The organism is Nonomuraea rubra (assembly GCF_014207985.1).
GTDB classification, from domain to species: domain Bacteria; phylum Actinomycetota; class Actinomycetes; order Streptosporangiales; family Streptosporangiaceae; genus Nonomuraea; species Nonomuraea rubra.
Map to the genome: position 1 here is coordinate 6598705 of NZ_JACHMI010000001.1, position 26394 is coordinate 6625098.

Here is a 26394-nt window from a genome sequence, read left to right on the forward strand (position 1 = left end):
CCTTTCGGTGAAGACGACGCCGACCGCGGCGATGAGCACCGCACTCAAGACACCCGCCAGCCACGCGCGGGGTCCCTTCCACCACCCGGCCCGCTCCTCAGGTACCGGATCGCTGACCTGGCGAACGTCGTTGGCGGGGCGCCTGCCCCGGCGAGCTCCGGCCATCCGACGCCTCCCACCCCAGGCGACAACGGCTACACAGGAACCTTGGCCCGCTCCATCGAGGGCGTCAACGGCGCCCGGCGCAGACCAGGGAAATCCCAGCACCGCGAGCAGGCGATCATATGGATCGAGGCCAACGAGAGCGCGAGAACGGGCTGATCATCGGTAACCCTCGTGCTTGCAGCAATCGGCGGGCCAAGGCCACACCGCGCTCCACCGCACCTGCGCCGGTTGATGTCTGTGCTGCTGCGGGTGGATTCGCGGCGTCGGGCTGCCCTACCCATGGCGCGGACGCATCCACAATGCCGGTCGCCACCGCTCGCGCTCGCCACTCGTGCTTGCGTGCTTCCTGCGCGGCTCGTCGCTGTGCCGTGTCCGCCGCTGCGCGGTGGGACGGCAGCGGGCGCACCCGGCCGTCGTGGCCGGTCCATGATTCCAGCCGGTGCCGGACCCAGCCGGGGACGTGACGGATCTCGTTCGTGCTGGACCAGGTGTAGGTCCATCGGCTGTCGTCCGGTCGCACGTCCAGGGCGTGCAGCACGTCGTGCGCGGTGGCGCCCGCGAGGAAGAAGGGCTTGAGCAGCCACCGCAGGTAGCGGGCCGTCATGCGGCGCAACAGCGGCGCCTCGTGTCGGAGCCGTTCGCAGGCCTGTAACCGCTCTCGCTTGGTCCGCGGCTTGAGATGCAGCGGCCATGTCGGCGAAGCACGAGAGGGGGCGAGGGGTGGGTGGGGTGTCTCGCGCGTGCGCGTGGGACCGGCTCTTTCTCCCCCACGGGGAGAAAGAGCGGGGGGCTCACTTGATCGTTGTTGCTGCTCGGTCAGTTGCCTGCGTCGAGCGTCGGTTGGGGGACGTCGCGGCAGGCACAGCACCCACAGCGCCGCCCGGTTGCCGAAGCCGTCGTCGTCCAGGCCGGCGTTGGTGCCGTTGCGGTAGCGCGCGGTGGAGCCTGGTTCGACCACGCCCAGCCAGCCGCCGTTCGCGCAGCCAGCGCACCCACCGCTTGACCGTGGCTTTCGCCAGCCCTGTCCGCTCCACGAGGCGCGCGATGGTCGGCCGGGAGCACAGCGTCTTCCAGTCCGCGCTCCAGCAGATGATGGCCGCGATCAGCATCAGGTTCCGGGAGCCGTCGCAGCGGAGCGTGAGAACGTCGGGGTGCTCCTTGAGGCTGCGTAACCAGGCCTGCTGCGTCGGCGTGCGCCGCATGCCGTCGGGCACAGATGCGAGGATGAGCGCTTTGGACGGCGGTTCTGCCCGGTTGGGCATGCTCAAGGTGCCAGCGACCCGCCGCCATCGGGTGTGGGATGTGACCGTGCGGCTGGTTGGTAGGCGCGCAGCGCTCAAGCGCGCGAGATGCGGCGTCTCCTTGGCAGGTGTGACCGCCATGACGGCATCCATGCAGTGTCCCGTGGAAGGGGGTTGGGGTGAGCGTCACCACGTGCACTTCTCCGCTGTGGTGATCACTTTGACCGGGGGTGAGTTTCGGACGATCGGCGCCTGGCCGACCACGCCATGCAGGCTCTTGCCGCTGCTAGCCAGTGGCCAGGGGGTCGGTCACCACGGCGAGTTCCAGTAGTCGCCCTCTCGCAGTCGCAGCGGGCCCTCTCGTCAGGAGCCTAGTCGGCGATGTGCTCGTCACCGTCGCTTTCCACGTGTCCAGGTCCTGCCGGTACTGGTTCCGACGAGGCCATAGGGCGATCTTGGGCACGACGAGGGATTCAACGCCGCGGCGTTGGTTGGACATGTGAGGCTGCAAGGGCAGATGAGCAGGAGTTCGCCATCACCAGTTGTCGCCAGGCGTATGTCGCGGTTGCCCGTCCTTGTGAGCGTGGCGGCGTGGCGCTGGTTCGACCATGGAGCGGCAGGGGCGTTCCGTTTCATACCGTGGAGTGCGCAGGATCAGCTCATGCGGCGCTCATGGAGGCTTTCGCACCTGGTGATGGCCGGTATGGCGGGCTGGTTACGCGGGGCAGTCAGGAAGTAACTCGAATGGTCTGCCCCCTGTCCGTGGCCGGTGCCGGTTGTAGCGCCGGGTCCTCGATCTCGAGGCGGCGCAGGATGGCGGCCCGGCCCACCCGGTAGGTGTGACCGATGCGCAGGACGGGGCAGGGAAAGGCGCCGCTGCGGGCCAGTTCGTGTGCTTTAGTCCGGCCGATGCCGAACGCCTTGCCCGCCGTTGGGCAGGTCGACGGTGGCGGGCAGCAAGAGCAGTTCCTCGATGGTCAGGGCCTGTGCCATGGGCGTGCCTTTCCGTGAAGGGAAGCCTGGGGCCGCGACGGGGGTGTGCCGAGCAGTGCCGTCGATGCGCGGCGGGCTGGCGCTCGTGATCAGAGTGACACAAGAGACGCTAGACGGGAACCATTCCGCGAGTAAGGTTCATCCCATTCGGATAGAGCGAGGAGCGCCGATGGGTGACGACCGATCCACCAGCAGCGAGCAGCCCGAACTATCCCCACACCACCGCGAGCACGACGTCCGCCACTACAGCGAGGACAACGTCGCCCTGCGTCTGGCCTGGGAGATGCGCCGCCGGGGCTGGTCACAAGAACGCATGGCCCAGGAACTCACCAACGCCGGCTGCCCCACCCACCAATCAGCCATCTCCAAGATCATCAACCCCAAGACCGACGGCAACCGCCGCACCATCAGCGTCGACGAAGCCATCGCCATGGCCCGCGTCTTCGGCATCCCCCTGGAAGAACTCCCCCTCCCACCCGAAAGCGGCGAGGGACGCGACCTGCACGACCTCACCCGGACCATCACCCACGAGGGCCGCAACACCACCCACCAGTACGCCCAGTACCTGCTCGCCTGGGCCCGCCTGCGCCACCGCCTGTCCAGCGACGACAGCCGCACCGCCTACGAGGACTTCCTGACCGCACGCAAGATCGACGCCGGCACGGCCCGGCACGCGATCACCTTCTGGCTCGATGCGTCTTCATGGCAGCACGCCACCACCGCCTACCAAACCCTGCACCACACCTTGCAAGCCATGGGCACCGGCCACGACCTGACCCCACCCACCCAGGACACCCGCGAACGCGCCAGCAGGGTGCCCGACCTCCTGCGACTGCGCGACCTGTTCACCTCAAGAATCCCCGGCACCCCGGCCCGGGTGGTCCCGGACCTCATCTACCACTTCGCCGACCTCCTGGTCCGCACCGCCATGCTGGAAACCGCCGTCCCGGTCATCGACTCCTACGCCCGCGGCATCCCCCATCCGGCCGACGACGTCGTCGCCGAGATCGACCGCCGACTGCAGGAGATCGCCGACCGGAAACCGCACGACCGGGCCGACTACCTGGAAAGCCTGGCCGCCCGCATCGGGCTGCGGCACCAGGGTGTCCAGCCGCAGGAGCCGGTGCTTGAACTGGCCGCCCAACTGGGCGTCCCCGCAGAGGACTACCGCGAGGCCAAGAAGATCAGTGAACGACATCGAGAAACGGGGGTGAGATGAACCCGTGATGACCGGCAACGGCTACAAACGCTGCAAATGCCGCCAAGACGGCCGCGAGCTCGGCGCCAGATGTCCCAAGCTGCGGCGTGCGAATGGCTCCTGGAACCCACATCACGGCACCTGGCATGGCAAGGAAGAAGTGCCGGCCGGACCCGACGGCAAACGCATCTACCTGCGGCTGGGCGGTTTCGCCACCGAGACGGAGCTGGTCGCCTTCTACGAAGCTGCCGGACGTCTGCTCGACATCCCCGAACCCGGCCCTGAGGGTCACGAGGCGCGGATGGAGATCCTCTCCATGGTCAAAGCGGCGCACAGGAAGAGAGCACCGCTGCCCGCTCACGAAGAACTGCAGCGCAAATTCCAGGCCGGACAGCCGTTGCGCTCCATCACCTTCGGCGAGTACTGGAACAGGTGGGTGGAGCGACGCCGACAGCTCAAGGACATCCGTAAATCCTCGTTGATCGTCTACCTCTGCCATCATGACGTGCATTTCGGTGAAATCCTTGATCATGTTCGTCTGGATCGCATCTTCGTCTCCACCGTCGAGCGCGTCTTCACCCGCATCGACGAGAAGAACGCCGAGATTCTGGCCGCCCGCCGGTCCGAGGACCCCGACGTCCGCAAGTCCGTACGAGGACCCGGATCACCGGGCCCGCGTCAAAACAGCGAGTACAGGCCACGATCAGAATCGTGCTGGCCGCCGTCATGCGCGAACACCTGGTCTCCTTCAATGCCGCCGCCCTGGTGAGCCTGCCTGCCAGCAAGAAGGCCAAGGGCATGGTGTGGACCAAACCCCGGGTGGAGGCATTCAACCGAGCGTTCCGCGAACGCCTGCAGGCGGCATTCGCTGACCCCGACCACCCACCCGCTTCTGCCATTCACATATGGACGCGAAGCGAGCTGCGCCCGTCCCCCGTCATGATCTGGACACCGGCCCAGCTCGGCGCGTTCCTCGACCACGCCGCCACCGACCGGCTGTATGCCTTGTTCCACCTGATCGCCTTCCGCGGACTACGCCGCGGAGAGGCGTGCGGCGCCCGCTGGATCGATCTCGACTTCGATGAGGGAGTGCTAGCGGTGGCCAAGCAGCTCACCGTCGTCGACGGCCGAATCGAGGAGAGCGATCCGAAAACCGAATTCTCCGATGGGGTGGCAGCCCTCGACAAGGGGACTCTTGCCACCTTGCGCTCGCACCGCCAACGCCAGCTCGCGGAGAAGCAGCACTCGGGCCATGCCTGGCAGGACAGCGGCCGGATCTTCACCAAGCAGGACGGCTCAAATCTCCACCCGCACCGGGTGAGCAGACACTTCGAACGGCTTGCGTTCTCCGCTGGTCTGCCGCCGATCCGGCTGCACGACCTGCGCCACGGCGCGGCCACGCTCTCACTCGCCGCGGGCAACGACATGAAGATCACCTCAGCGATGCTGAGGCATGCCAGCCTCGCAACCACTTCCGACCTCTATACTGCAGTGCTACCCGAGGTGGCCCATGCGGCGGCCGAAGCGAGCGCTGTTTTGGTACCCCGGACGACTCCGATGTAAGCGTCCTTGACCGACGGTCTCCCCTCGGTCTCCCCCGCCCATACCGCCGCCTTGATCGGCTGTCCAGGGTCGACGAACGGCCAGGTCAGGAGCCTGATCACAGGGCTCGTCGGAAGGGTTCATGGTCCCTTTCTACAGACAACCAATCCATATCCAGGACACTACAATGAAAACCGTTGTCGTTTCCAATCGAGCCGCATGATGGGCAACGCCACAGCCGCACCCAGGAAGGTCACGGCCACCAAACCTGCCCTGAGCAGGCCATCGATCCGGTCCCGCTCGGGCCTCACACACTGTCCTCAGCCCGAACGGGTCAGAGCACCTCGACGCCGAACCATGCCGAACGGTGTCCCCACGCACGCGCCGAGCCGGGGATGTTCACGCCGTCCGGCCCCCCTGCGGTTTCCCCCGTCCGGCCGATCCCCGCTGTACAAGCCTCCTCTCCGGCTGCACCGCATGGTGGATGCACTCGCCTAGCGCCTCAGTGGAGCCCCTTCGCGCGAACTGGGGAAGCGCTCCTGGACCACCACCCAGCAGGAGGACGACAGCGGACCGCCCTTCAGTACGTTGCGGCATTGCGCCTGCCGATGATTCGCCCGCGATCGTTGATCAGGCCCGGGGCGGGACACAGTGGTGCCGAGCACACGGGCACCTTGATACCGAGCATGGTGAGCTCTCCGTGGGCCCGCCGATGGCCCCAGCCGGGGTTCTCTCCGACCAGCCGCAGGATGAGAGCGCGGATGGAGCGGACGTGGGCGGGCGCCCGGGCCGCTTCGGTCGGCAGGTGAGGTAGGCCAGGCGACGCGACTGCCCTCGAACCGCCTCACTCAAGCCTTCGAGCTATGCGGCCCACCTCGGGTGGCGGCGGGAGACGTGGCATCGCCGTGAACATGCCCTCGTCTCCGGAGGTGCTGAAGAGGCCCCGTTCGGTGCCGTAACGGATCGCCCCGCGAATCTCCTCTTCTGTTGCCAGTAACTGATGGGAGAGCTCCTCTAGCGTTGCCGAGACGGTGCAACCCGGGCTCCACACCGCAACGGCGGCCAGGTCGGCGGCGAATGAGGTGTAGCGATGGAATGCGTCCTGGCGCCGGATCATGGTCACTTGTTCGTCTGGCAGGCGCAGTACTTCCTCAACATACGGTGAGCGTGCGGGGGGATGATAGCGGGTCACCTCGGCGGAGGTTTCAGCGATCACAAGGCCGGCCGCCACCAAGAGCTGGAGCAACTCCTGCCGTGTGGCCGGTGCGGGCACACCCAGTTGGACGGCGTAGTCCGACAGATCCTCAGAGAGAGGGGCGCTCCAGTCGCCTGAGCTGCTGGACCATGGCTGGTAAGCGGCGGCGATCTGTTCCTCGGTGGCGTCACCGGTGGTGGCTGCGACCTGGACGGCGTGCAGCACCTCCTGACATGGGAGCCCGAGAACAGCCTCCCAGCCAGTACGCCCGGACCGTACGGCGGGCTGGCTCCGCGCTAACCAGCGGGGAGGCTGAGGAGTCCCGGGAGCCGCCCAGAACTGCATCCGCCAGAGATCACCCTCCGATGCTTCGAATCCGGGGATCTCCGGCGGAGTCCTGCGGCAGGAGACGCGGACTCGATACATTCCCGGCGCTCCGAGCCGGAGCGGTCTGTCTGCGTAGTTTTCGCCGTAGAGCACGGTCGTCAGCATGACGGAACCGGTGTTGGCGTAGTACGGAGTCTCAACCACGTCGTGCCAGGCGTCGTCTGCAGGAGGAGGACCGTGATGCGCCTCCAAGCGCACATGATGGCGGGCGTCGCGAGCCGACGCCTGTAACCATCCATCGCCCGCCTTGGCGATGGTACCGCCAGGCTGCGCGTCCACCGCGTGCTCGTCGAGCAGGGGCAGCCCCGGTCGCGATCTGGATGCCGGATCGACGCCATGAGTGTCCCTGACGACGATCGTTCCGTACTCGGGCCAATGATCCCCTACGGCGATGATCCTCACGTATCGACCGTAACGGTCAAGTGGCCGACACGTGAAAGCGTTCGCGTTGATCTCGTTCCGCAACCGCTGACCGACCGGCAGCAGGCGATCGATGTGCCGGGGCTGCTCGCCGAGTACTTGGAGGCGACCGCCAGCACTGGGCCCGCAGAGCTTCGCGCGGCCCAGCGGGAGGGCTGGGTGATCCGCCGCGGGGCACCCTGGTCGTAGGCGGGCGAGGCGCCCCGAGTTGACCGGGGATCCGCGCCCCACGGCCCGCTGCCGGCGTGTCGCTGCTACCCGATACGATCCTGCCCGTCCGGTCGAACGGCGGGATCCGTGGCAACAGACAAGGGGACGGGCCCAGATGTCGGATTCCATGTGGCCAGTGCTGAGTGATGCCGAGCGCGACCAGTGGGATGCCGTCCCGCTGGTCGGGGTCGGGCCGCTGCTGTTCGGCATGACCCGCGGTCAGGTCGACGCCGCCTTGGACTACCTGCCCACCGTGAGCGGCGGCGACTTCGCCTCGTACAGCTCGCCCCAGATCTGGGGAGACAGGCTCACGGCGTACTTCCGCCCCGCGACTGAGGACGACACACCTCCGGACGCGCCGGGGCGCGCCGTCCCGGGCCAGATCGACGACGGCCACGAGTACTGGCCTGGGCAGAGGTTCGGCGGGGTGCTGGCCGCGGTTGCGATCGATGCCCGGGTCGGGCCCCAGGTGCGGTGGGACGGGCTGGCGCTGACCGGGCAGGTGCCGTCCGTGACCGACGACGCGCTGTACGCCCGAGTCAAGGAGCGGGGCCTCGACCAGGAGATCCGCATCTCGCAGGCCGGCGACTACAGCTACGTGGACGTCGGGATCCTGCTGCGTGTCCAGCGTGCCGGGGACATCCTCCTCACCCGGCCGGTGTTCGCTGCCCCGGCGTGGACCGATCGCCTCGGCGACACCTCCGAAGGCCCGCTGCCGCCCCAGGAATGGCACACCCATGCGTGACGTCCCCGGAGCCACGCGCAAGGCGTTCCGCACGTACGCCGGCCGCATCGCCGCCGCCCTCACGCAGGCGGCAGGGCGGCGTGCGTGAGCACCGCGGTCACAGCAGGTCGTGGCGTCCGAGTTCGCGGTCGGTGGGCAGGAACTCGGCAGGGACACCGTGGCCGCACAGTGGGTGGCAGTCGCCGGGAGGATGCCGGATTCTCGCGCGGAGGCGTGACCTTGCGCCGTCGCGCGCCGGACGCTTCACGGCCGGGGAGCTGACGGCAACGAGCCTGTTCGGCAGCGTCGCGTCGAACTTCGGAGACATGTCTGCCGCCCATGAGATCGCCCTGGGCTTGGTTGCCGTGATGAGCGGAGCCCGCCGCAGCCTCTGCCTGTACCGCGTCACAACCAGCCACGACGGCTCTGAGCAGGTCTCCGACACCGAGCTGCGCACCTCCGCGTTCCGCTCGACAGTGCTGCGCCAGGCCCTGCTGTCGTACCTGTTCGGGACGGTCATCGTCGCCCTGACCATCAACCTCGTCGCGGGCCTGGGCCGATGACCGCGCCGACGGTACGCGCGAGAGGGTTCCAGCTAGCGGGAATGCCCCGCGCCCTGCCGGGGTGGGAGCCTGGGGAGGTGGAGTTGCGCTGCCTGATCGTCGATGACAGCCGGCGGTTCGTGGAGGCCGCGAGCCGGCTGCTGGAGCTGCAGGGCGTCCAGGTCGTCGGCACGGCCGAGACCGGAGGCCAGGCGTTGGAGCTGGCCTCGGCACTTCGGCCTGACGTCGCGCTGGTCGACGTCGGGCTGGGCGAGGAGAGCGGCTTCGACGTGGCCGGCCGCCTGGAAGCCGTCCCGGTCATCATGATCTCGACCCAGGACGCCGACGACTTCGCCCAGCTCGTGGAGGCCAGCCAGGCGGTCGGGTTCCTGCCGAAGGCGCGGCTGTCGGGGCCGGCGATCCGCGAACTGCTCAGCGGGCATCGAGGAAGGTGAGCACGGCCAGCACCCGGCGGTGGTCGTCGTCGGCCTCGGTCAGGCCCAGCTTGGTGAGAATGCTGCGCACGTGCTTCTCCACCGTGCCCTCGGTCACCCACAACCGGCGGGCGATGCCGGCGTTCGAGCGGCCCTCGGCCATCAGCGACAACACCTCGCGCTCGCGCGTGCTGAGCGCGTCCAGCGGGTCGTTACGGCGTCGCGCCGACACCAGCTCCTGGACCAGTGCGGGGTCGACGACCGAGCCGCCCCTGGCGATGCGCAGCGCCGTGTCGACGAAGTCCTCCACGTCGGTCACCCGGCTCTTGAGCAGGTAGCCGATCCCGCCGCCGCTGGCCAGCAGCTGCATGGCGTGCTCGGCTTCGGCGTGTGCCGACAGCACCAGGATGCCCACCTCGGGGTGCCGCTCGCGGATCTGCGCGGCGGCTCGCAGCCCCTCGACCGTGTTGGTGGGCGGCATCCGGATGTCAACGATGGCCAGCTCCGGCCGCCGCTCGCGGACCAGGTCCAGCAGCTGGACGGCGTCGCCGGCCTGCCCGACCACGTCCAGGCCGGAGCGCGCGAGGAGGCTGGCGAGCCCCTCGCGCAGCAGCACGTCGTCGTCAGCGAGAACCACCTGCGTATCGGCCATGTCGGCATTATGGGACCTTGTCCCCGATCGGTACACTCCGGGCATGCACGATGGCCGGTCAGGCGCGGTCAGGAACGATCCAGGCCGCGGTCTCACCCTCCGCACCGTGACGGCCGGCGCCGTGCTGGCGCTGATCGTGGGCGCTGCCTTCGCCGTCCTGCTGGTCTCGATCGGCGACCTGCGTGAGGCCTGGCGTCGCGAGCAGCGCTCCGCACAGGTCCTGACGACGGCCAACCGGCTGGAACGTCTGATCATCGACATGGAGACGAGCCAGCGCGGGTTCGCCCTCACCGGCCAGGAGAGCTTCCTGCAACCGTGGCAGGCGGCCGTCGGGGCCTTCCCCGGGCAGGCGAGCGAGCTGGAGCGGCTGGTGGCCGACGACCCCGCCCAGCACGAGCTCGCCCGGAGGATCGAGGCGGAGGGCACGTCGTACATCGACGCCTACTCCGTCCCGCTGGTGCGGGCCATGCGCAGTGACCGGGCCGTGGCGAGGGCGGCCGAGACCGCGGAGGGCAGGCGCCGGGTGGACACGATGCGCGGGGAGTTCGACGCGCTGGTGGCGGTCACCCTGTCCGCGGCCCGGACCGAGCAGCGCCAGTCCGACACGGCGGCCCTGCGCGCCATCACCAGCGGCGTGGCCGGGCTGATCGCGTCGGTCGCCCTGATCGGGGCCTACTCCCTCTACCTGGCCCGCGCGGTGGTCACCCCGGTGCGGCGGCTCGCCGGGGCCACGCGGCAGCTGGCCGACGGCGACCTGCGGGCCCGGGTGCCCGAGCGCGGGATCGGCGAGATCCGGGTCCTGGAGCGCGGCTTCAACACGATGGCGGCCACGCTGGACGGGCAGCGGGAAGAGCTGGCCGCCTCCCGCTCGCGCATCGTCACCTCCGCCGACCAGGCCCGCCGCCGCATCGAACGCGACCTGCACGACGGCATCCAGCAGCGGCTGGTCTCGCTCGTGCTGGACGTGCGCACGACCCAGGCGACGCTGCCGCCGGACCGTCCCGACCTCGCCGAACCCCTCGACCGGCTCGCCGACGGGCTCGGTGAGGCCGTGGACGAGCTGCGCGAGATCTCCCGCGGCATCCACCCGGCGATCTTGAGCGAGGCCGGGCTCGGCCCGGCGTTGAAGACCCTCGCGCGCCGCAGCCCGGTGCCGGTCGAGCTGGACGTGAACGTGCCGGGCCGGCTGCCGGAACCCGTCGAGGTGGCCGCCTACTACGTGGTCTCCGAAGCGCTCACCAACACCGCCAAACACGCCCAGGCCGCGACCGTGACGGTGCGGGCGTGCCTGGAGGAGGGGACGTTGCGGCTGCGGGTGAGCGACGACGGCGTCGGCGGCGCCACGTCCGGTACGGGCTCGGGACTGCTCGGGCTGGCCGACCGCGTCGAGGCGCTGGGCGGCACGGTCACTGTCGACAGCCCGCCCGCCCAGGGCACCACCCTGCACGCCGATCTGCCGGTCACCGGAGGCTGACCGGGATCCCGGGATTCCAGCCAGCCGGTAGCCGGGATGGCCGCTGGCCGGGGCGACACCGCGGCGGGGCCCGCGGATCCTGAAGGGGAAGCCTTGAGCACTCCCCGGAAGGAGCCCGCGGTGAAGTCACACCCGGCAGTTTTCCCTGATGTCGCATTCGTCCACGAGCCCAGAGCGCGACACTCCGGCCCGAGCTGGGTCCGGATCCTCCTCGGAGGGCTGGCTCTGTGGGTGGCGACCGTGGTGGTCACGTTCGTCACCGGCAACGTCAACCTGGTGCCGACGATCATCCTGGTGGGCAGTTTCCTGGTCCCCGTCACGTTCGTCGCGTTCGCGTTCCGGCGCGCCGACGCGGTGATCACCACCCAGCGCATCTTCTCCGCGTTCGTGTACGGCGGCGTGCTCGGCGTTCTGGGCGCCTCGATCCTGGAGTCGGCGCTGCTGACGAACATGTCGAGCTGGGGCTACCTGGCGATCGGGGCGATCGAGGAAGGCGTCAAGCTGGCCGCGCTCTGGCTGCTCGCCCGCCGGCTGCCCTTCTACACCCCGCGCGACGGCATGGTGCTCGGCGCGGCGGTGGGCTTCGGCTTCGCCGCGTTCGAGAGCGCCGGGTACGCCTTCAACGCGCTGTTCACCTCGAGCGGCGGCCTGTCGCTGCTCAATCTCGTCGAGACCGAGGCCCTGCGTGCGGTGCTCGCCCCGGTCGGGCACGGGTTGTGGACCGCGCTGCTCGGCGGCGTGCTGTTCGCGGCCGCGGCGCGCAGCCGCGGCGGCCGGCCCCGGCCGGACCTCCCGCTCCTCGGTTGGTACGCCGTCGTGGTCCTGCTGCACGCCCTGTGGGACGCCGCGCAGACCATCGCGGTGTGGCTGACCCTGCTGGTGACCGGCACCCCGGCCCAGTGGGTGGCGATCATCCGGCTCGGGCAACTGCCCGGCGTCACCCAGACCCAGGTCCACCTGTTCACGACGCTGAACTGGGGGCTGCTGATGGCCGACGGGCTGATCGGGATGGCCCTGCTCCTCGTACGCTGGGTCCGGCTCGGCAGGGGACGCGCGACCGCGCCCGTCCCGCTGACCGGCAGCCTGCGGTGACCGCGGCTTCGCCATCGCAGACGGCGGTTTGCGGCCGGGCCCGTCAAGGATCGGGGGAACGGCTGAGCGTAGGGGCTGTCGCAGGCGCATCTTCACGTCGCCCCTGCAGCCTCTACGGCGGCAGCGACGAAGGAGGCGACCAGGCGGCGGCGGTCGTCCTGTGACCGCGCAAGGACACGTGCGCTGCTGGGAGCATCGGTCACGGGCCGGTAGACGAGATCGGGGTGCATGGGCTGGACCAGCGAGCGAGGCAAGATCGCGATGGTGCGTCCCAGCCTGCAGCACTTCGGCTGCGTCCGTGACCTCGGGCCCCTGCCCGGCCTCAGGTGCTCCCGTCCAGCGCACGCCTTTCCAGCGCGGCAGGGTTTCCTGGGCGAGGTCGGCGAGAGTGACCTCCGTGCGAGAGGCGAGCCGGTGGTCCGGCGGCAGGATCGCGACACGTCCTTCGACGATCAGGGTTTCATGGTCCAGCCCGGTCAGGTCGTCGAACGGCGCGTACAGCAGGGCGACGTCGGCGCGGCCGTCGCGGACGTGATCGGCGCGGTCGGTGGCTCCGCCGAACAGGATGTCCACCTGGCGCGCGTCGGGCCGGCCGGCGTAGGCGGCCAGGATGCCGGACAGGAGGTTCGCATCACCGCCCGGCTTGATCACCAGGCGCAGGTGAGCTTGCTGATCGCCGCTACCCGTACAAGGCGATCTGGGTCAACCACGAGCCGCTGGCATGAGCGGCATCGGGTGCGCCGGCGCGGGGACGATGCCGCGGGATCAGCCGTGAGTGAGGTGGGGGTGCCACCGGACGACAGGCCGCGCTCGTTTGGGGAACTGCTTCTGAGGTAGGAGAACACCCTGGTCAGCGCACTACGGGGGGTGAGCGATGGCCTCCACGGCGACGGGCGCCCGGGATTGGGCCCGGCGCAGGACCGCGAAACGCGAGCGGCTCGAGGCGGTTCGCCCGTACGTTTCGGGGCGGGTACTGGACGCCGGGCGTATCGGCGGCGCGCTCCAGGCCCTGCTGCGTCCCGGTGACCGGGTGGCGATGGAGGGCGACAACCAGAAACAGGCTGACTTCCTGGCCGAGGCGCTGGCCGGCTGCGATCCGGACGTCGTGCACGACCTGCACCTGCTGATCTCCTCGATCAGCCTGCCGGAGCACCTTGACGTGTTCGAGCGTGGCGTGGCTCGCCGTCTCGACTTCGCGTACGCCGGCCCGCAGAGCGTCCGCATGGCGCAGCTGCTGGCCGATGGCAAGGTCGAGGTCGGTGCGATTCACACCTACGTCGAGCTGTACGCGCGCATGTTCGTGGACCTCACGCCGAACATCGCGCTGCTCTGCGCGGAGCAGGCCGACCATGACGGGAACCTGTTCACCGGGCCCGGCACCGAGGACACGCCGACCATCGCCGAGGCGGTGGCGTTCTCCGGCGGCGTGATCGTGGTCCAGGTGAACGAGCTGGTGGACAAGGTTCCCAGGGTGGACATCCCGGGCGACTGGGTGGATCTGATCGTCGAGAGCCCGCGGCCGTTCGCGCTGGAGCCGCTGTTCACCCGCGATCCCCGTCACATCGGTCAGGTGGAGATCCTGATGGCCATGATGGCCCTGCGCGGGATCTACGAGCGGCACGGCGTGGTCACGCTGAACCACGGGATCGGCTACGACACCGCGGCGATCGAGCTTCTCCTGCCCACCTACGGTGAGGAGCTGGGACTGCGGGGGAAGATCTGCCGGCACTGGACGCTCAACCCGCATCCGACGCTCATCCCCGCCATCGAGAGCGGCTGGGTGGACTCGGTGCACTGCTTCGGAGGCGAGCCCGGCATGGAGCGGTACGTCGCCGCCCGGCCGGACGTGTTCTTCACCGGCCACGACGGCTCACTGCGGTCGAACCGGGTCCTGTGCCAGCTCGCGGGGCAGTACGCGGTGGACCTGTTCATCGGGTCGTCGCTGCAGATCGACGCGGACGCGAACTCCTCGACGGTCACCGAGGGCCGGCTGACCGGGTTCGGCGGAGCGCCCAACATGGGGCACGACGCGCGCGGCCGCAGGCACCCGTCCGCCGCCTGGCTGAACCTCCTGACCGGGCAGGCGCCGGCGGTGCGCGGGCGCAAGCTCGTCGTGCAGATCACGCAGACCTTCCGCTCGGGCGGCACTCCGGCGTTCGTGGAGTCGCTGGACGCGGTCCAGGTGGGCGAGGAGGCCGGCATGCCCGTCCCGCCGATCATGATCTACGGCGAGGACGTGACCCACGTGGTGACCGAGGAGGGCGTGGCCTACCTCTACAAGGCCGAGGGTCCGGCCGAACGGCGAGAGGCGGTGGCCGCGGTCGCGGGCGCCACCCCGGTCGGCCGCCGCGCCGACGAGCGGCGCGTGGCGGCACTGCGTCGTGACGGCCTGGTAGCGCTGCCCGAGGACCTCAAGGTGGACGTACGCAAGGCGCGGCGCTCCCTGCTGGCGGCCCGCAGCATCGAAGATCTCGTGGCCTGGTCCGGAGGACTCTATGACCCGCCCGCCCGGTTCCGGACCTGGTGACCCGTCGGTGCGGGCGGACGTACTGGCTGACACGGCCGTGCGGGCCCTGCGGGCGGAGGCCCTGCTGAGCCCCAAGCCCGGCCTGGTCGACGCGCGGGGCAGCGGCGCGCACGACGACATGGACCTGCCGCTCCTGCTGGCCTCCGCCGAGGCGCTGCGCCCCACGTTCCGCGCCGTCGCGGACACGGCGAAACGCCTGGTCTTCGGCGCCGAGCTGCGGGAGGAGCTGGGCCGGATCGGCCGTGCGGGAGACCGGGCGATGTCGCGGGCCACCGGTGAGGTCAACACCCATCGCGGGGCGTTGTGGGCGCTCGGCCTGCTGGTCGCCGCCATCGCGCGCGGCGCCGGCGATGAACGGTGCGCGGCCGGCGGTGCGGCCGGGCTGGCCGCGATTCCCGACCGGTGGATCCCGGCGGGACAGGCTTCCCACGGCGAGCTGGTCCGGCGGCGGTACGGAACGGGCGGTGCCCGCGGTGAGGCCGAGGCCGCCTTTCCTCACGTCATCGAGGTCGCGCTGCCGCGGCTGCGCCGGGCGAGGGCGGACGGCCGTAGCGAGGAGGTGGCCAGGCTGGACGCGTTGCTGGCGGTGATGAGTCTCCTGAACGACACGTGCGTCCTGCACCGTGGCGGCCGCGCGGGCCTGCGCGTCGTACAACTCGGGGCCTCACGTGTCCTGGCCGAGGGAGGCACGGGCACGGACCGCGGCCGATCCGCGCTCCTTGAGCTGGACCAGCGGCTCCGCGGGCTGCGGCTGTCGCCGGGCGGGAGCGGTGACCTGCTGGCCGCCGCGCTTTTCCTGGACATGCTGCCATGGCCGGGGCGACGGCTCCGCGCCGAACGGGAGGTTACGGCATGCAGACGCTGACTTACGAGTTCCCGGCGGATCGGCCGCCCGCCCGGCGTACGCATGTGGGGGTGGTCGGCTCGGGCGATCTCGAGGTCTTGATGACGCCGGCGAACGGCACCGCGCGAGTGCGGGTGCGTACGAGTGTGGACGGGTTCGACACGGTGTGGCGGACCGTGCTGGAGCGGTTCTTCGCCCGGCACCCCGTCTCCGCGAGCTTCGAGCTCAACGACTTCGGGGCCACACCGGGCGTGGTCACGCTGCGCCTGTGGCAGGCCATCGAGGAGGGCAGGTCATGACGTCCGCCACGGACTGGGCGGCGCGACTCGCGCGTACCAGCTTCATCGAACTGGACGCTCGCGCCCGGGCCGCGGCGCTGCTCGACGCCGGCGCGGCCCACGAGCTGTGCGGTCCGTTCGACCGCATCGAGTCGCCCTGGCTGGAGCCACAGGGCGTGGTCCCGCAGTCCGACGACGGGGTCGTGGTGGTCAGGGGACGGCTCGGCGGACGCCCCGCGGTCGTGATCGCGATCGAGCAGGCGTTCCAGGGCGGAGGCATCGGCGAGGTGTCCGGCGCCAAGATCGCGACCGCGCTGTCCCTTGCGGCCCGCGACAGCCGCGGTGGCGCCACGACCGCCGCCGTACTGCTGCTGGAGACCGGGGGCGTACGCCTTCAGGAGGCCAACCTGGGCCTGGCCACGGTCGCCGAGGTGTGCTCCGCCCTGCTGGAGCTACGGCCCCTCGCACCGGTCGTCGGCGTCATCGCCGGAGCGCTGGGCTGTTTCGGCGGCATGAGCATCGCCGCCGGGCTGTGCAGCAAGCTGATCATGACCGAGGAGGGCCGGCTCGGGCTCGACGGCCCGGCGGTGATCGAGTCGGAGGCGGGGGTGGCCGAGCTGGACGCCTCGGACCACCCGCTCATCTGGTCGATCACCGGCGGGGAGCAGCGCACCCGGACGGGCTTTGCGGACGAGCTGGTCCTCGACGACGTCGCCGCGCTGCGATCCGCGGTGATAGGCGCGGTGGCGCAGGGCGTACCGGCCGAGCACCGCTCCCAGCGCATCGGCGAGCTGCGGGCGGGTATCGAGGCCGCCCGCCCGCCCGGGCCGCACGACGTCGTGGCCGTGGGAGCCCCCCCGATGAGCCGCGGGCGGGCCTGGACCCAGGCGCTCGCCGACGGGGGCGTGAGCGGCGGCGTCCCGTCCCTGATCACCGCGGACCTCACCCTGGGCGACGACATCGCCCGCATCCTCGCCGTCGTACCCGACCCGCACAGCCCGTACCATCGGGCCCGCCGGGGTGAGGTCGGCCTCCGCGAGGGGCTCGCCCTCGCCTCCGAGGTGACCCGGACGGTCGCGGAGGACGCGCACCTTCCTGACGAGCGCCACCGCCCGATCATCGCGCTCGTCGACCTGCCCAGTCAGGCGTACGGGCGCGTCGAGGAGACGCTCGGCATCCACCAGACGCTGGCCGCCGCCGTGGACGCCTACGCCACCGCCCGCACGGCCGGGCACCCGGTGATCGCCCTCATCGTCGGCACGGCGCTGTCCGGCGGACTGCTCGCGCACGGCTTCCAGGCGAACCAGATCCTGGCGCTCGACGACCCGGGCGTACTGATCCATGCCATGCACAAGCAGGCGGCGGCGCGGGTGACCTTGCGCACTGTGGCCGAGCTCGAGGAACTGGCCGGGCGTATCGTGCCGCTGTCCTACGAGGTCACCGACTGGGCGGGGCTCGGCCTGTGCGACGAGCTCCTGACGGTGGAGAACGCCGGCGCCCCGGCCGACGGGGACGTGCGCAAGGCGAAGGACGCGCTCACCGCGGCGGTCGCACGGGCGCGGCGGGGCCCGCGTGACCTGAGCAACCGGCTCGACTCGCCTGGTGCGCGCCGAACCCGCGCGGCCTCCCGCCGCGTCCGCGAGGCGTTGACCTCCCAATGGGACTGATCGTCCGTCCTCACGACTTGCTGCTTCTCGCCGTCGGCGGGTCGTGGGAGGCCGCGCTCTCCGGCTGGGCACGCGCGTCGCTCGCCGGCTGCCCCTGGGCCGTCGTACGCCGGGCGCCGTGCCCGCCCGGCCTGATCCCGGTCGGCGTACGCGGTCCGAGCCGGTCGCAGCGCCACGCCGCCCTCGTCCCCACCGCAGCGGTGATCCGCCGCGTACCGCCGGAAGCCCTGCGCTCCCGCCCGCGCCTGCCCCATCTGGCGGCCACCCTGTCCGCCGTCGCCCGGCTGCTGGACGGCGTCGCCCTCTGGGGCCCGACCGGCGGCGTCGGCTTCGAACTCGCCACCGGGCGCCCGGCCACGCACGCCGCGAGCGATCTCGACGTGCTCGTCAGAGCCCCGTACAGGTGGGACCGGACCATGGCCACTCGCCTCGCCGAGGCGTTCGCGGCGCTGCCCGCCCGGGTCGACTGCCTGCTGGAAACCCCGCGGGGCGGTGTCAACCTCGTGGAATGGTCCCGTGCCGGCGGTTCCGTCATGGCCCGCACCGCCCGCGGTCCGCAGCTCGTGACCGACCCGTGGGACGCGGCATGAAGGTCGCCTTCCTCTACCCCGGCCAGGGCACCCAGCGCCCCGGGATGCTGCACGACCTGCCGGCCCATCCGGCCGTCGCCGAGACCCTCGCCGAAGCCGAACACGTCCTGCCCGGCTCGTCCCTCCAGGACGGCGCGGAGGCGCTGAGATCGTCCGTCACCACGCAGGTCGCGCTCTGCATCGCCGGGGTGGCCGCGACCCGCGCCCTCGATCGTGAAGGCGCCACGCCCGACGCCGTGGCCGGCCACTCCGCCGGGGCGTTCCCCGCCGCCGTCGCCTCCGGGGCCCTGACCTTCGCCGAAGCTCTCACGGCCGTGCGTAAACGCGGCGAGTTGATGCGGGACGCGTATCCCCGCGGGTACGGCATGGCCGCCGTCCTCGGCCTGAGCGTGCCCCAGGTGCGCCGCGTGGTGGCGAAGGTGGCGACCGAGGCCGGCCCGGCGTACGTCGCCGTCATCGACTCCGACCAGCAGGTCGTGGTCGCGGGCGGGACGCACGCGCTGGAACGCCTCGCGGCGACGGCTGCCGAGGCCGGCGCGCGGCACGTACAGCGCCTGGACATCGCCGTCCCCTCGCACTGTCCGTTGCTCGCCGGCGTCGCCGACGCCATGACGGACCACCTCGCCGCGGTACCGCGGCGTCGCCTCACCGTTCCGTACCTCAGCGACTCCACGGGCAGGCTGCTCCACGACGCCGGCGCCGTCTTGGACGACCTTGCGCGCGGCGTCGCCACCACGGTGCGATGGCGCGACGTCACCGCTCTGCTCGGCGAACTCGGCACCACCCTGTTCGTCCAGACACCGCCAGGACACGTCCTGGCCCGGCTCGCCCGCGCGGCCCACCCGGACGCGCGGGTCGTGGCTCTGGCCGGCACCCGCATCGCTGATGTGGTGTTCCTCGCCCGCCGTGCCCGGCGAGCACCTCAGAAACACGATCCGGTCAAGGGGGAAGGACGATGAGCCCGTCCAGGCCCCGGAACGACGATCGCATGCCTCACGGTGCGTACGCTCCATCGGCAACCCGCTGCGCAACCTGGACGACGACGCGGCGACCGTCGCGGACTTCCTGAGAACCGTCTCCGGCCCGGTCGTCCTGGCGGAGGCCGACCGGACCGGCGCCCGCTGTGATCAGCATCCTGACCTGGTGCTTTGCCGCGCAGCCGGAGGCGCCCGGCGAGGTCTGCCCGGCTGACATCTCCTGATCCGCCCGCCCCGGAGCGGCGGGGTCACGGCTGGTGCTGTGGCGTGGCAGCGGACGCGGGCCCGCATGGCACGGACGTCGTGGCCGGGCAGGAAATCACGATCGGTGTTTTGTTCGCGCCCACAGTGGCATCGCCGCATCAGGTAGGCGGCTTCTTCGCGGAGGTCGTAGTAGCCGACCGGATTCTGCGAGCCGTTGGTGACGGGGTCAGGGGCACCGAGGTGGGCGTCACGAATGGGATGCCCGGTCTCCAGCGGGTGTCCCACCCAGCGCGATCCGGTCTTCGTGGACGCCAAATCCGGTCACCTGTGCGACGGCGCGGACGACGCCTTCGCCGACGATGAGGGCGCAGCATTGCCGGACGCAAAGGCCGATCTGGGGATCGGTGATGGCATGTCGCCAGATGTCATGGACGTGAAGGCGGCAGGCGAAGACGACCCGGCTGAAGTGGGGATCCAATCCCGACCCGTGCATGACAGAGAGCGATCCCAAAAATCACGTCACCCAACGATCCAAGTCACACCAGGACATTGACCACCGTCCGGCCAGTCCACCGGGTCGCAGCCGGGCGAGAAGCCATCCCAGCACGCCACCGGCAAGGCAGACAATTCCATCCCACAGGCCCACCTCCACTAACCACGCGGGGCGTTCCTCGGCCAGGGGGTGCAGCGCGGTCGGCGAAGGCTCCTACGCTCCGGAATCTTCCACTCGGACAAGGCCCGTAGCCGTCGAACTCCACAAGAGACGATCACAGAGCCGGGCGCAGTCTGCAGGAGAAGGGAACTCAAGGAGGGCCCTTCGTCGCGGCAGGCAAGATTCACCTCCTGCACATCGCCGCCACGTGATCGATTGAGCCTTGTCAGAGAAGGGTGGCGTCCTTCGGCTTCTCTGCGTCGACCGGCTCCCAACGCTAGAGGTAGTCGCTACGCCGCAGCGACATCTCCGGCACGTTCAGCAGACCTTCGGCGAACCAGCCGGGCACCCGCTGCTGCGCATGACGCATTCCGACGCCTGATGCGGTACCGCGGCTCACGCTCACCCCACCCCACCCCACCCGCGTCGGCGTACGCAGGCGTTGACGAACGCCTGCACGTCGGCTTCCTTCGACACGTCGGCTTCCTTCGACACGTCGGCCCGCAGGTACGCCGCCTCGCCGCCGAAGTCCCTGATCGCCCGTTCGTGGCGGTGGCCCGGTTCCTCTCTGCGTCCGCAGAAGAACACACCTGCCCCCTGCCTGGCCATCTCGCAGGCGGTCGCCTGGCCGATGCCTGAGATCGCGCCGGTGATGAGGACGGCCTCGGACGCCGCCTGGGCGCTTGCCTGTAATTCCTCGGAAACGGCCGGACATCTGCGGCGCTAGGGGCGGGGACCGGCCGAGCTGCTGACCATCGCCGAACGGCTGCGGCGGGCCGATCGTGGATCGCTGCGACTCTCACCGCTCGGGCACCGAGCGGGTAACGAGACTAGGCTCCGATGTGTTGGGATGTAGCCGCGAAGGGATCCGATCATCAGCAGCGACTTCAGCACTCCGTGGGAGGACCGGCCAAGGCCGGTACGCCGCCGCGTCACCGAAGCAGCCGTCCTGAGCGCCCCTGGCCAGAGCCCGGCCGACGTCGCGCAGTGGACCTGCCCGCATGGTCAGCATGCTGGGAACGGCTGCGTCGCCTGCTATCACGCCTCCGCCGACGTCGATCCGGCACTTCCGCTGTGGGAGGTCGCGGCGTGGTTCACCACCGAGCGGCCGATCCCCATCAGGGCGCTGCAGGACGTGCACCGCCACGACCGCGGCCTCACGCTCGCTCAGCCGTCGACGCCCCTTGTCTACCTTCTGAGCGCACGTGTGAGAGCCGCCCTGGGCGCGGAGGCGGTGGCGGGAGTGGTGGGGTTCCTGGTGCAGAACCGGCACATCGTCGACGAATTCACCGTTACGGAGATCCGCGCCGTCCACTCCTGAACGTCCCTCGGCCAGGGTCTGTGTGATCTCGGTGTGGTGTCCAGTGAGCACCACGCGGCCAAGAGCGTCGTTCACCAGGGGGAGACGGCCGAAACACCCCAGCCCCGCTGCACCTGTTCTCCACCCTGGATCGCGGCATCACGCTGTCCTTCATCAACGACTCCCCCCATGCCGCACGCGTCGGCACAGCGAGGATGGAAGCGTTCTGCCGGCGGCACCGCTACACCGGAGGCGTCCCGGCCGCCACGCTGGTCGAGCGGATGCGCCCACACCTGCTTGCGGCCAGCGCCGGCACCACCGCCGGCAAGCAGTTCACCGCCGCCTGCTCCTCGCGCAGCCCGGGCCCTCCTGCGCGGGCGCAGCGCGGTGCCGGCCACCGCTGGACGCGTGGGCGCGGGAGGGCCGGTGCGGTGTGTGCCTGGGCGGCACCACCTCGACAAGTCCGGCAAGGGTGCGTTGCTGCGCCGGGAGGGCCTGTACCGGGGGTTGAGCAGCAAACGAGCAAAGTCGCGTTGGCGGGCCTCACGGTCCGGACCCGGGTTAGCCAGCCGGGTCGCCCTTGTACGGCGTGATCTACCGCTCCGGCCACGCCGAACTCGACGTCGCCTTCCGGCCGACGAGGCGCGATCGGGCCGTCATCGGCCTCCCACCGGAACGGGAGCAGACCCGGTGGTTCCGCGGTCGTCGCTGGACTGCCGAGGAGATGACGCGGGGATGGCGTTGTCGATGAGGACGGCGGCGATGGCGGCGGCGGTGGGAAAGGCGTCGGCGTCGAGAACCCGGGTCCGGGCCGCGGCGCCGTCGATGAGCAGCGCGAGCTGCTCGCCGAGCTGTTCAGGCTCGGCGGCGCCGGCTTCGCGGGCGGTGTCGGCCAGCCGCGCGGCGACGGCTTTCTTGTAGTCGCGCGCGTACTGGGATGCGGGGTGCTGGGGGTCGTGGAGTTCGACGGCGGCGCCGATGTAGGGGCACAGGGGGGTGGTGGGAGGGACGTCGAAGGCGGCGAGGAGCCGTTCGCGGGGCGTGAGGTCGGTGCGGTCGAACACGCCGGACAGAACGGAGGGGTCGAACCGGCGCAGGTACTCGGCGACGAGTTCGTCCTTGCCGGTGAAGTGCTGGTAGGCCGTGCGCTTGGACACCTGGGCCGCCGCGCAGAGCTGGTCCATGCCGGTGCGGTTGATGCCCTGCTCGCGGAACAGCTGCTGGGACGCGCTGAGGATGCGCTCGCGGGCGCCCCGGCCGCGGCGGCGGCCCGTGGGGCCCTTCTCCAACTCCGACATGGGTCCATGGTACCCAAGCCGGGTAACGACCGGTGTACATAGTTTGCGCCCCGGCCGCCCGCCCCGTACCGTAAGCACACAGAGCGGTGTACATAACGCCGTCATTCCAGGTGCACACGGCACCACCGACCCCACGGGAGCGACTATGGGAAAGCTTGACGGCAAGGTAGCGGTCATCACCGGCGGCACCACCGGCATGGCGCTGGCCGGCGCGAAGCTGTTCGTCGACGAGGGAGCGCACGTCTTCATCACCGGCCGCCGCCAGGACGCCCTGGACGAGGCCGTGAAGCAGATCGGCCGCAACGTCACCGGCGTCCAGGGCGACGCCGCCGACCTGGACGACCTGGACCGCCTCTACGACACTGTCAAGCGGGAGAAGGGCAGCCTCGACGTGCTGTGGGCCAGCGCCGGCGGAGGCGAGCCCGCCCTGCTCGGCGAGATCACCGAGGCCCAGTTCGACACCTGGTTCGGGCTCAATGCCCGCGGCACCCTGTTCACCGTCCAGAAGGCCCTCCCGCTCTTCAACGACGGCGGCTCCATCCTCATGACCGGCTCCAACGCCTCCCTCGGCGCCTTCCCCGGCTGGAGCGTCTACGCCGGCAGCAAGGCCGTCCAGCAGGCCTGGGCCCGCGTCTGGCTCAACGAGCTCAAGGACCGCCGCATCCGCGTCAACGTCCTGACCCCCGGCCAGGTCGCCACCGCCAAGCAGGAAGAACTCTTCGACGAGGCCACCAAGCGCCAGTTCGAGTCCCTCATCCCCCGCGGCCGGATGGGCCGTCCCGGCGAAATCGCCACCGCCGCCCTCTTCCTCGCCTCCGACGACTCCAGCTACGTCAACGGCATGGAACTCGTCGCCGACGGCGGCACCACCGCCATCTGAACCGAACAACGCGCAACCAGGGCAGGACATCTCATGAGCACCATCAGCATCATCGGCACCGGGAACATGGCCCGCACCATCGGAGCGCGGGCCGTAGCGGGTGGCAACACCGTCGAGGTCATGGGCCGCGATCAGTCCAAGGCCGCCGACCTGGCCAAGGCTCTCGGCGGCGGCGCCACGACGGGAGAATGGGGCACCGCCCCGGCCGGGGACATCGTCATCGTGGCCCTGTTGTACGACGGCGTCGTGCCGGTCGTCGCCCAGTACGGAGACGCTCTCGTGGGCAAGGTCATCGTCGACATCAGCAATCCCTTCAACGCCACGTTCGACGGGCTGGCCCACCGCGAGGAGACCTCGATCGCGCAGGAAGTCGCCAAGGCGGCCCCGGCCGGCGCCAGCGTGGTGAAGGCGTTCAACACCATCTTCCGCCATGTCCTGGAGAAGGGGCGGCCCGACGTCTTCATCGCTGGCGACAATGCGCAGGCCAAGGCAAGCGTGGAGGCGTTCGTCGAGAGCCTCGGGCTGCGCCCGCTGGACGTCGGCGGCCTGAAAATGGCGCACTGGCTGGAAGGAGCGGGCGTGGTCACGGTGGGCCTCGCCAACCACGGGGTGGGGAGCTTGGACTTCTCCCTCAGCATCACCGAAGTTCCCGTCTGAGCAAACGGTTGACCGGATCACCGAAAGAACTCGCCAACGACCTTGACGAGGCTCACCTGGGAGTCCCAGAGTTCCTGGTGCTTCCAGGCGGTCAGGGTCGGGTCCTGGTGCGCGAGCTGGTTGATCAGGTCGGCGAGGCCTTGCCGGTCCTGCTCGGACAATTCCTGTAGGAGGGCGGCCACCGGCTCATCTCCTGCATGGTGGCATCGCCGAGCGGGATGACGTCGTCGTAGGGTGCAGGATCACCACGCCGCCGTGCCGGGTGACGGCGTGGAATGCCTCGCCGGGCAGCCGCACGCCGGGCCAGCCGTTGACGTCGGCCAGCGGCGGCACCACCAGGCCGGCGGCGGCGAACTGGCTGCAGGGTCTCCAGCTCGCGTTCGACCGTCTCCAGCCGGGTTTCGACGGTGGCCTGGGCCAGGCGGGCCTGGTCGCGCTCGGTCTGCAGCCGGTCGCGTTCTTCGTCGAAGCGGTGCTGCCGTTCGGCCAGGTCATCGCGTGCCGTCCGCCGATGTGTCCGGCCTGGTCGAGGACGGTCAGCCAGTCGCGCCAGGCGGCGACCATGGCCGCATCGCGCTGCCCGCCACCGCGCACGCGCTGGCCGAATACGACTCCCGGCTGTGCGAGGCCGGTCAGGCCCCGGCCAGCGTCGAACAGGCCATCGCCGCGGTGCGCACCATGCACCGGCTGGGCCCTGGAGCACCTCCAGGAGCAGCAGCTGGGCGTGCCGGCGTACTGCGAAGGCGGCACCCATCCGCTCGCCCGTCGCCTCTTCGGCCAGCCGGTCGACAGACGCGCGCAGGGCGTGCGTGGCGGCAGGGGAGGCTCGGATGAGCGCCACGGGCGGCAGCGCCTGCTGTCAGCAGCGCCGTACGGGCCGGGTTGAGGTCGACGTGACCGCCGAGGAGGACGTCGTCGACCGCGAAGCCCGCACCGCCGACGCGCACGGCATACTGTCCAGGCTCCGGCGTGAACTCCGTGGTGGACCGTCACCGGCGCCGCCCTCGGCGCGCAGCCATGAGCGGCCGGTCAGGATGACGGACTGCGTGACCCAGCACCCGCGCACCGCGACCGCGCCGGAGATCTGGCCGCGACCCTCGATGAGGTCGAACACCTCCGACAAATGATCAAGACTAGGTCTGAACTTTCACGAAGAAAATACGGCCTTTCAAGCATTCTCCGTCCAATTGAGCCTCTGCAGACTGGAGCCATGACCAAGACCTTGGAACATCAGCAGCCGCTCGGCTCGGGCTTCACCGCGTTCACCACCACCGATGAAGTCCTCGCCGGCATCGACCTGACAGGCAAGAACGTCATCATCACCGGGGGCCACAGCGGCCTCGGACTGGCGAGCACCGAGGCACTCAGCAAGGCCGGCGCTTCCGTCACCGTAGCGGCCCGCGACACCAACGCCGCGGCCGCCGCGGTGGCGGGCATCGACGGGGTCCAGGTCGAGCAGCTGGACCTGCTCACCCCGCAGTCGATCGACGCCTTCGCCGCCGCCTACGTGAGCTCCGGCCGGCCGCTGCACGTCCTGATCAACAACGCGACTGCCGTCAGCCGTGAGCTCGTCGTGGATGCGCGCGGCTACGAAGCCACCTTCGCCGTCGCCTACCTCGGCCACTTCCAGCTGACCCTCGGCCTGCTCCCCGCCCTGCGCGCCGCCCGCGGCGCCCGGGTCGTCAACGTGGCCTCCGGCAGCCACCGCCTTACCGACATCCGCTGGGACGACCTGAACTTCACCGGCGGCTACGACAGCAACCTCGCATACGGCCAGTCCAAGACCGCCCTGATCCTGTTCGCCACCGAACTGGATCGCCGCTGGGCCACCGACGGCATCCGCGGTTACAGCCTGCACCCGGGCATTTCCGTAGCCACGTCCCTGCACAAGGAGTCCGGATCGCTCTACGACCTGGCCCAGTTGCGGGCCCTGGGTCTGATCGGCGGCGACGACCAGCCGATCATCGACCCCGAGCGCGAAAAGAAGACCCCGCGGCAGGCCGCGGCCACGATCGTGTTCGCGGCGGCCAGTCCTCTGCTCGACGGCATCGGCGGCGTCTACCTGAAGAACTGCGACATCGCCCCGGTCGACAGTCGCCCCCTCACCCCGGAGATGCTCGCCGCCGGCGACATCAGCACCGACCTCGCTCCGTACGCCGCCGACCCCGCCTCGGCCCGCCGCCTGTGGGCTCTTGCGGAACGTCTCTTGGCGGGGTCTGTCCAGTAGACCGCACAGTCCCTCTTGGCCAAC

At 70.4% G+C, this 26394-nt stretch carries 27 protein-coding genes and 2 pseudogenes; 19 read left to right on the plus strand and 10 right to left on the minus strand.

From position 1 onward, the window contains the following. Nucleotides 1–280: 280 nt before the first annotated feature. Complete coding sequence (locus HD593_RS30120) at nucleotides 281–769, minus strand: hypothetical protein (protein ID WP_185105376.1); 489 nt, start codon at nucleotides 767–769, stop codon at nucleotides 281–283. Between the two features lie 187 nt (nucleotides 770–956). Continuing rightward, nucleotides 957–1559 carry a hypothetical protein gene (locus HD593_RS30125; protein WP_185105377.1) on the minus strand — a complete coding sequence of 201 codons (603 nt, stop codon included), beginning with the start codon at nucleotides 1557–1559 and terminating at the stop codon, nucleotides 957–959. 1009 nt (nucleotides 1560–2568) lie between these two features. Here HD593_RS30125 and HD593_RS30130 point away from each other — a divergent pair. Genes HD593_RS30130 through HD593_RS30140 form a run of 3 tightly spaced genes read left to right on the plus strand, consistent with a single transcriptional unit; the run spans nucleotide 2569 to nucleotide 5160 of the window. Next, nucleotides 2569–3618 (plus strand): helix-turn-helix domain-containing protein, encoded by a 1050-nt coding sequence (locus tag HD593_RS30130; protein WP_185105378.1) that lies wholly within the window; start codon nucleotides 2569–2571, stop codon nucleotides 3616–3618. Between the two features lie 7 nt (nucleotides 3619–3625). Beyond that, nucleotides 3626–4366, plus strand: coding sequence for a hypothetical protein (locus HD593_RS30135; protein ID WP_185105379.1), 741 nt, complete (start codon nucleotides 3626–3628; stop codon nucleotides 4364–4366). Further along, nucleotides 4309–5160, plus strand: a complete 852-nt coding sequence (locus tag HD593_RS30140) for a site-specific integrase (RefSeq protein ID WP_185105380.1) — start codon at nucleotides 4309–4311, stop codon at nucleotides 5158–5160. The genes HD593_RS30135 and HD593_RS30140 overlap by 58 nt, the downstream gene beginning before the upstream one ends. Before the next feature lie 823 nt (nucleotides 5161–5983). Here the strand turns inward: HD593_RS30140 and HD593_RS64545 are convergent. Further along, nucleotides 5984–7123, minus strand: a complete 1140-nt coding sequence (locus tag HD593_RS64545; RefSeq protein WP_185105381.1) for a DUF6042 family protein — start codon at nucleotides 7121–7123, stop codon at nucleotides 5984–5986. A gap of 364 nt (nucleotides 7124–7487) precedes the next feature. On the opposite strand from HD593_RS64545, the gene HD593_RS30150 reads away from it, so the two are divergent. The 3 genes from HD593_RS30150 (at nucleotide 7488) to HD593_RS30160 (ending at nucleotide 9072) form a co-directional block, all read left to right on the plus strand. Continuing rightward, a complete protein-coding gene (locus HD593_RS30150) occupies nucleotides 7488–8096 on the plus strand; it encodes a hypothetical protein (protein WP_185105382.1) in 609 nt (202 codons plus the stop codon). A 305-nt stretch (nucleotides 8097–8401) separates the two neighbouring features. Then, nucleotides 8402–8638 carry a DUF1345 domain-containing protein gene (locus HD593_RS60490; RefSeq protein ID WP_221525056.1) on the plus strand — a complete coding sequence of 79 codons (237 nt, stop codon included), beginning with the start codon at nucleotides 8402–8404 and terminating at the stop codon, nucleotides 8636–8638. 77 nt (nucleotides 8639–8715) lie between these two features. Continuing rightward, nucleotides 8716–9072 (plus strand): response regulator, encoded by a 357-nt coding sequence (locus HD593_RS30160; protein WP_221525057.1) that lies wholly within the window; start codon nucleotides 8716–8718, stop codon nucleotides 9070–9072. Here the strand turns inward: HD593_RS30160 and HD593_RS30165 are convergent. Further along, nucleotides 9050–9703: a response regulator gene (locus tag HD593_RS30165; protein WP_185105384.1), complete on the minus strand. Its 654-nt coding sequence runs from the start codon at nucleotides 9701–9703 to the stop codon at nucleotides 9050–9052. The two genes, HD593_RS30160 and HD593_RS30165, sit on opposite strands and share 23 nt — an antisense overlap. 43 nt (nucleotides 9704–9746) lie before the next feature. Here HD593_RS30165 and HD593_RS30170 point away from each other — a divergent pair, with 43 nt between their 5' ends. Both HD593_RS30170 and HD593_RS30175 read left to right on the plus strand, forming a co-directional pair. Continuing rightward, nucleotides 9747–11177, plus strand: coding sequence for a CHASE3 domain-containing protein (locus HD593_RS30170; protein WP_185105385.1), 1431 nt, complete (start codon nucleotides 9747–9749; stop codon nucleotides 11175–11177). Between the two features lie 240 nt (nucleotides 11178–11417). Beyond that, nucleotides 11418–12269: a PrsW family intramembrane metalloprotease gene (locus tag HD593_RS30175; protein ID WP_312903805.1), complete on the plus strand. Its 852-nt coding sequence runs from the start codon at nucleotides 11418–11420 to the stop codon at nucleotides 12267–12269. 414 nt (nucleotides 12270–12683) lie between these two features. On the opposite strand, the pseudogene HD593_RS65235 reads toward HD593_RS30175, so the two are convergent. Beyond that, nucleotides 12684–12920, minus strand: a pseudogene (locus HD593_RS65235) (LysR substrate-binding domain-containing protein); the annotation flags it as partial. Between the two features lie 223 nt (nucleotides 12921–13143). Here HD593_RS65235 and mdcA point away from each other — a divergent pair. From mdcA to HD593_RS30215, 7 genes are all read left to right on the plus strand, one after another. Further along, a complete protein-coding gene (gene mdcA, locus HD593_RS30185) occupies nucleotides 13144–14796 on the plus strand; it encodes a malonate decarboxylase subunit alpha (protein WP_185105387.1) in 1653 nt (550 codons plus the stop codon). A 7-nt stretch (nucleotides 14797–14803) separates the two neighbouring features. Continuing rightward, nucleotides 14804–15661 carry a triphosphoribosyl-dephospho-CoA synthase gene (locus HD593_RS30190; protein ID WP_221525058.1) on the plus strand — a complete coding sequence of 286 codons (858 nt, stop codon included), beginning with the start codon at nucleotides 14804–14806 and terminating at the stop codon, nucleotides 15659–15661. Further along, entirely contained in the window at nucleotides 15649–15939 is a 291-nt protein-coding gene (locus HD593_RS30195; RefSeq protein WP_185105389.1) for a malonate decarboxylase subunit delta, read from the plus strand. Before HD593_RS30190 ends, HD593_RS30195 begins: the two co-directional genes overlap by 13 nt. Beyond that, entirely contained in the window at nucleotides 15936–17585 is a 1650-nt protein-coding gene (locus tag HD593_RS30200; RefSeq protein ID WP_185105390.1) for a biotin-independent malonate decarboxylase subunit beta, read from the plus strand. The genes HD593_RS30195 and HD593_RS30200 overlap by 4 nt, the downstream gene beginning before the upstream one ends. Continuing rightward, nucleotides 17576–18175 (plus strand): malonate decarboxylase holo-ACP synthase, encoded by a 600-nt coding sequence (locus HD593_RS30205; RefSeq protein ID WP_281402478.1) that lies wholly within the window; start codon nucleotides 17576–17578, stop codon nucleotides 18173–18175. The genes HD593_RS30200 and HD593_RS30205 overlap by 10 nt, the downstream gene beginning before the upstream one ends. Then, the gene (gene mdcH, locus HD593_RS30210) at nucleotides 18172–19134 is read left to right on the plus strand and encodes a malonate decarboxylase subunit epsilon (RefSeq protein WP_185105392.1); all 963 of its coding nucleotides are present in this window, start codon (nucleotides 18172–18174) and stop codon (nucleotides 19132–19134) included. The genes HD593_RS30205 and mdcH overlap by 4 nt, the downstream gene beginning before the upstream one ends. 526 nt (nucleotides 19135–19660) lie before the next feature. Next, nucleotides 19661–19909, plus strand: coding sequence for a hypothetical protein (locus HD593_RS30215; protein ID WP_185105393.1), 249 nt, complete (start codon nucleotides 19661–19663; stop codon nucleotides 19907–19909). Between the two features lie 501 nt (nucleotides 19910–20410). Here HD593_RS30215 and HD593_RS30220 read toward each other — a convergent pair. Then, on the minus strand, nucleotides 20411–20662 hold the full coding sequence (locus tag HD593_RS30220) for an SDR family NAD(P)-dependent oxidoreductase (protein ID WP_185112218.1): 252 nt from the start codon (nucleotides 20660–20662) through the stop codon (nucleotides 20411–20413). A gap of 1302 nt (nucleotides 20663–21964) precedes the next feature. Continuing rightward, nucleotides 21965–22606 (minus strand): TetR/AcrR family transcriptional regulator, encoded by a 642-nt coding sequence (locus HD593_RS30225; RefSeq protein WP_185105394.1) that lies wholly within the window; start codon nucleotides 22604–22606, stop codon nucleotides 21965–21967. Nucleotides 22607–22751: 145 nt separating this feature from the next. Between HD593_RS30225 and HD593_RS30230 the strand changes: the two genes are divergently transcribed. Next, entirely contained in the window at nucleotides 22752–23486 is a 735-nt protein-coding gene (locus HD593_RS30230) for an SDR family NAD(P)-dependent oxidoreductase (RefSeq protein WP_185105395.1), read from the plus strand. 33 nt (nucleotides 23487–23519) lie between these two features. Continuing rightward, nucleotides 23520–24143 carry an NADPH-dependent F420 reductase gene (locus HD593_RS30235; protein ID WP_185105396.1) on the plus strand — a complete coding sequence of 208 codons (624 nt, stop codon included), beginning with the start codon at nucleotides 23520–23522 and terminating at the stop codon, nucleotides 24141–24143. 17 nt (nucleotides 24144–24160) lie between these two features. On the opposite strand, the gene HD593_RS30240 is transcribed toward HD593_RS30235, so the two are convergent. The 3 genes and pseudogenes from HD593_RS30240 to HD593_RS65240 form a co-directional block, all read right to left on the minus strand. Continuing rightward, nucleotides 24161–24325 (minus strand): hypothetical protein, encoded by a 165-nt coding sequence (locus tag HD593_RS30240; protein WP_185112777.1) that lies wholly within the window; start codon nucleotides 24323–24325, stop codon nucleotides 24161–24163. A gap of 4 nt (nucleotides 24326–24329) precedes the next feature. Beyond that, nucleotides 24330–24737 (minus strand): hypothetical protein, encoded by a 408-nt coding sequence (locus tag HD593_RS61985; protein WP_246546789.1) that lies wholly within the window; start codon nucleotides 24735–24737, stop codon nucleotides 24330–24332. Nucleotides 24738–24897: 160 nt separating this feature from the next. After that, nucleotides 24898–24984: pseudogene (locus HD593_RS65240) on the minus strand (hypothetical protein); the annotation flags it as partial. On the opposite strand from HD593_RS65240, the gene HD593_RS30250 reads away from it, so the two are divergent. Further along, the gene (locus HD593_RS30250) at nucleotides 24974–25270 is read left to right on the plus strand and encodes a hypothetical protein (protein ID WP_185105398.1); all 297 of its coding nucleotides are present in this window, start codon (nucleotides 24974–24976) and stop codon (nucleotides 25268–25270) included. The pseudogene HD593_RS65240 and the gene HD593_RS30250 sit on opposite strands and share 11 nt — an antisense overlap. Before the next feature lie 83 nt (nucleotides 25271–25353). Then, nucleotides 25354–26370 (plus strand): SDR family NAD(P)-dependent oxidoreductase, encoded by a 1017-nt coding sequence (locus tag HD593_RS30255; RefSeq protein ID WP_185105399.1) that lies wholly within the window; start codon nucleotides 25354–25356, stop codon nucleotides 26368–26370. The last annotated feature ends 24 nt before the right edge of the window (nucleotides 26371–26394 follow it).